The 4,420-nt window shown below is 71.3% G+C and carries 6 protein-coding genes; 3 read left to right on the plus strand and 3 right to left on the minus strand.

Going from position 1 to position 4,420, the window contains the following annotated elements; all coding sequences use genetic code 11:
• Together B9G38_RS14075 and B9G38_RS14080 are read left to right on the plus strand one after the other, a co-directional pair.
• A partial coding sequence (locus B9G38_RS14075; RefSeq protein WP_233127217.1) for a thymidylate synthase occupies positions 1–386 on the plus strand: 386 nt, incomplete at its 5' end.
• On the plus strand, positions 386–907 hold the full coding sequence (locus B9G38_RS14080; protein ID WP_086220782.1) for a dihydrofolate reductase: 522 nt from the start codon (positions 386–388) through the stop codon (positions 905–907). The genes B9G38_RS14075 and B9G38_RS14080, both read left to right, overlap by 1 nt.
• Positions 908–931: 24 nt before the next feature.
• On the opposite strand, the gene B9G38_RS14085 is transcribed toward B9G38_RS14080, so the two are convergent.
• Positions 932–1,348, minus strand: coding sequence for a thiol-disulfide oxidoreductase DCC family protein (locus tag B9G38_RS14085; protein ID WP_086220783.1), 417 nt, complete (start codon positions 1,346–1,348; stop codon positions 932–934).
• Positions 1,349–1,515: 167 nt separating this feature from the next.
• Between B9G38_RS14085 and B9G38_RS14090 the strand changes: the two genes are divergently transcribed.
• Positions 1,516–3,126: an HTTM domain-containing protein gene (locus B9G38_RS14090; protein ID WP_086220784.1), complete on the plus strand. Its 1,611-nt coding sequence runs from the start codon at positions 1,516–1,518 to the stop codon at positions 3,124–3,126.
• A 64-nt stretch (positions 3,127–3,190) separates the two neighbouring features.
• Here the strand turns inward: B9G38_RS14090 and B9G38_RS14095 are convergent, their stop codons facing one another.
• Positions 3,191–3,856, minus strand: coding sequence for a metal-dependent transcriptional regulator (locus B9G38_RS14095; RefSeq protein ID WP_086220785.1), 666 nt, complete (start codon positions 3,854–3,856; stop codon positions 3,191–3,193).
• Positions 3,857–3,981: 125 nt separating this feature from the next.
• Positions 3,982–4,420 (minus strand): metal ABC transporter permease (locus B9G38_RS18590; protein WP_233127218.1); only part of this gene is annotated, 439 nt, incomplete at its 5' end.

The raw sequence follows: 4,420 nt of genomic DNA on the forward strand, positions 1-4,420 counted from the left end.
CGAACGCGCTCGCCCAGCGGACCGGCTTCGAGGTCGGCGAGTTCGGCCACACGGTCGTCGACGCGCACGTCTACTGCGGCCGCGGCGACCGCGGGAAGTGGTACGCGAACAACCTCAGGTACGTCCAGGAGCGGCTCGCGAACGTCGAGAGCAAGGAGGGGTACCTCGACGTGAAAAGCTGGGTCGAGCGCACCGCCCCGGACGAGCCGAACGGGCAGGAGGGGTACGACCACGTGCCCGGACTCCTCGAACAGCTCTCGCGGACGCCGCGCGACCGCCCGCGGATCGAGATCGCGGACAAGCCGCTCGACGAGCTGACCCACGAGGACGTCGAGGTCGTCGACTACGACTCCGCGGACGGCATCTCGTTCGCGGTCGCGGAGTGATGGGGGACCCCGACCTCGTCCTCGTCGCCGCCGTCGCCGAGAACCGCGTGATCGGCGACGACGGCGGGATGCCCTGGCACTACCCCGCGGACCTGGCGCACTTCAAGCGGCTCACGACCGGCCACCCGGTGATCGTCGGCCGGAAGACGTACGAGAGCGTCGTCGACCGGCTCGGCGGGCCCCTCCCCGACCGGACCAGCGTCGTGTTGACGAAACGCTCGATCGACGACGCGGACCTCCCCGACGGCGCGGTCGTGGCGAGCGACCCGGACGCGGCGGTCGAGCGCGCCGCGGCGGACGCCGCCGACCGCGGGGTCGACGCCGTCTACGTGATCGGCGGCGCCGCGGTCTACGAGGCGTACCTCGAACGCGCCGACCGGCTGGTGATCACCGAGATCCCCGAGCGGCCCGACGGCGACACGCGGTTCCCGGAGCGGGACGCCGAGGCGTGGGTCGAACGCGACCGCGAGACCGACGGCGACCTCGCGTTCGTCACCTACGAGCGACGCGACGGCGGCTGAGGCCGGCCGAGGTCGGGAGGTCGCTCACTCCAGGAAGCGCGACTCCACGTCGCCGGACGGCATCATACACCGGTCCTTCTTGCCGAACCATCGATATCGGTGGTCGGCGACGAAGTCGTAGGCGCGGTCGCGGACCGCGGCCGGGACGTGTCGGAACGGCGAGAGCAGGCGATAGCGGCCGCCGAGCCCCGCCGCGATCCGAATGACTGCGGCCGATTTCACGTAGCTCTCGCCGTCTTCGATCAGGACGATCGACTCCAGCTCGTCGGTCGGGAGGTCGTGTTCGGCCAGCAGCGCCCGCCCGACGTCGGACTGAAGCGAGGCGAACCGGTACTTCCCGCCCGGGTCGCGCGGGACGACGAACTGTACGAACCCGCTACAGAGGTTACAGACGCCGTCGAAGAGGATGATCGCGGCGTCCTCCGGGATGTCCTCGGCCATCACCTGCCCGACGTACGCGGCCGTCGCAGTTCAGGATTCCGGTGGGACGGGCCCAGCGGCGCTCCGGAAGCGGCACGACGCCGACCGCGCGGCGGAGACCGCGGTACCGTCGCACGGAAAGCTTATACTGGTGCCTCCGCGTGACCAAGTCGCCGGACTCCACGATCATGGCTCGAAGTCCTTCCCTCGCCGCGGTCAGGTCGCGGTTCTCGGCCGTCGTTCGACGGCTCTCGGCGGCGGTCGCCGCGCGAAGCTCGGTGGACCCGCGCGCGCTCGCCGCCTTCCGGGTCGGGCTCGGGGCGCTGCTGATCGCCGACCTGCTCCGCCGCTCGCGTTCGCTCACCGCCTTCTACACGGACGCCGGCGTGCTCCCGCGGCGCGCGCTGTTCGCGGACTACTCCGAGGTGTACTCGCTCCACGCGCTCTCCGGCGAGCCGTGGGCCGTCGCGTCGCTGTTCGCCGTCGCGGGCGTCGTCGCCCTCGCGCTGCTCGTCGGGTACCGGACGCGGCTCGCGACGGTCGTCTCGTGGCTGCTGCTGCTCTCGCTTCAGGCCCGGAACCCGATGGTGTTGAACGCCGGCGACGCCCTGCTCGCGATGCTGCTCTTCTGGGGGGCCTTCCTCCCCCTCGGCGCGCAGTGGTCGGTCGACGCGATCAGGCGGTCGGACGCGGAGGCCCCCGGAGGCGACGCGACGGCGACGCCCGTCGCGACGGTCGCCTCGATGGGCGTTCTCCTCCAGATGCTGGTGATGTACGTGACGAACGGCGTCCACAAGCTCGAGGGGGACCTCTGGATGGGCGGGGAGGCGGTCGCGTACGTCATGCAGGCGGACCAGTTCACCTACCTCGTCGGCGACCACGTCGCCGCGTTCCCCGCGCTGCTGCGCGCGGCCACGTACGTGTGGGTCGCGCTCCTCTTCGCCTCGCCGCTGCTGATCGCTCTCACCGGCGTTCCGCGCGCCGCGGTCGCCTCGCTCTTCGTCGGCGCCCACCTCGGAATGGCGGTCACGATGCGGATCGACCTGTTCCCCCTCATCGCCGTCGTCGGCTTCGTCCCGTTCTATCAGGCCCCGGTCTGGGACGCCGCGGAGCGCGCCCTCGGTCGGTTCGGACCGTCGGAACCCCTCGATCGGTGGCGGGCGCGCCTCCGATCCGCCGGGAGAACGCTCGCCTCGCTCGACCCGTCGCTGTCCCGGCCGACGCGGAGCGGGCGCCTCGCCGGCCTCGGAGACGGCCTCCGCGCGGGAGTCGAACGCGGCCGCCCGCTCTTCTCGACGGTCGTCCCCGTCTTCTTCGTCGTGTTGATCGTCCTCTCGAGCGCGCAGTCGGCCGGCTACGGCGAGGTTCCGGACCCCGGCGAAGCGGTCCTAGAGACCGTCGAGATGGACCAGCACTGGAGGATGTTCGCGCCCGAGCCCGTCCGCACGACGCGGTGGTTCGCCGCCCCCGGCGTCCTCGAAGACGGGGGCGAACGGGACGTACGCCACGACGGCGCGGTCTCGCTGGACCGGCCCCCGGACGTCGACGAGACGTACCCCACCGCTCGCTGGCGGAAGTACCTCTCCAACGTCGAGTCGGGGGCCAACGAGGACCACCGCTCGTACCTCGCGAACTACCTCTGCGAGGAGTGGAACCGAACCCACGCGACCGACGTCGAGAACGTCACCGTCTACCAGCTGTACGAGCGGACCGACCCCTACAACGGGACCGTGTCGGCCGACGGACGGTTCGGACTGGTCGAGTACGACTGCTCGGGCGCGTTCGTTCAGAACGAGTGACTCGGGCGCGTCGGGGCGACGGCCCGGACGGACGGCAGCGAACGGGTCGGGCGGACGAGCGGCCTCAGGCGTCGGCGTCCCCGGTGCCGTCGGCGCGCTCGACCTCGATGAGACGCGCGATCTCCTCGGGGAGGCTCTGGTCGTCGGTCGGCGTCTCGACGGTCACCATGCCGAACGGGGCGACGTCGACGACGGCGAGCTCGACCTCCGGGCGGACGCCGGCGTCGGAGAGGTATCGGAGTTCGGCGTCGCCCTGGTGTCGGATCCGGCGGACGACCACGCGGTCGCCCTCGTCGACGTCGACCAGTCGGACGGTGTCGCCCGCCGTCGGCAGCGAGAGGTCGGCGTCGGGGATCGGGTCGCCGTGCGGGTCGACCGGCGGGTTGCCGAGCGCCTCGGCGATGCGCTCGCTCAGCTTCTCCGAGACGTGGTGTTCGAGCCTGTCGGCCTCGTCGTGGACGTCGACCCAGCTGTAGTCGAGCTGCTCGGTCAGGAACGCCTCCAGAAGTCGGTGGTGTCTGAGGATCTCCAGGGCCACGACCTCCCCTTCCTCGGTGAGCGTCACGCCCTTGTACTCCTCCCGGTCGACCAGCCCGCGCCCCTCCAGCTTCTTGATCATCGAGGAGACGGTCGGCGCGGTGACGTCGAGGTAGTCGGCGAGCGCCGAGGTCGACACCCGCTCCCCGGTGTCGCGCTCGATGGCGTAGATCGACTTGATGTAGTCTTCCATGACCGCGCTGATGACGTCCGACGACGCCCTCGGGCCGGACCCGTCGTCGCCGGCGTCGGTCTCGCGTCCCTCGCCGGCGTCGGTCTCGCGTCCCTCGCCGGCGTCGGCCTCGCTCTCGTCGGCGGTCACGGTCGGTCCCCTCCGGTTCCGGCGCCGAGGTCGACGCCGTCGGTCTCGATGCTCTCCATCTCCGTGGTCTCCTCCTCGCCGCGGGCCGACTGAAGCTTTCCGACTCCGACCGCGCAGACGTAGATCCCCACGGCGACGAGCACGATCACCCCGCCGGCGGTGACGCCGCCGTAGTAGGCGACGCCGATGCCGAGGAGGACCGCGAGCTCCGCGAGGACGACCGAGACGACGAGCGACTCGGTGAAGCTGCGCGACACCTGCGTCGCGCCCGCCACGGGTACGACCAGCATCGCCGCGACGAGGATGACGCCCATGATCTGCATCGCGCCGACGACGACCAACGCCGTCAGCATCACCATCACGCGGTTGTACCAGTTGACCGAGATACCCGAGACGGCGGCGGCGGTCCCGTCGAGGACCACGTCCAGGAGCCGG

Source organism: Halorubrum sp. SD612 (genome assembly GCF_002135005.1).

Excerpts from the sequence above, each read along its gene's own strand:
- B9G38_RS14080 (WP_086220782.1), top strand. The coding sequence starts at position 386 with ATGGGGGACCCCGACCTCGTCCTCGTCGCCGCCGTCGCCGAGAACCGC.
- B9G38_RS14085 (WP_086220783.1), bottom strand. The coding sequence starts at position 1,348 with ATGGCCGAGGACATCCCGGAGGACGCCGCGATCATCCTCTTCGACGGC.
- B9G38_RS14090 (WP_086220784.1), top strand. The coding sequence starts at position 1,516 with ATGGCTCGAAGTCCTTCCCTCGCCGCGGTCAGGTCGCGGTTCTCGGCC.
- B9G38_RS14095 (WP_086220785.1), bottom strand. The coding sequence starts at position 3,856 with ATGGAAGACTACATCAAGTCGATCTACGCCATCGAGCGCGACACCGGG.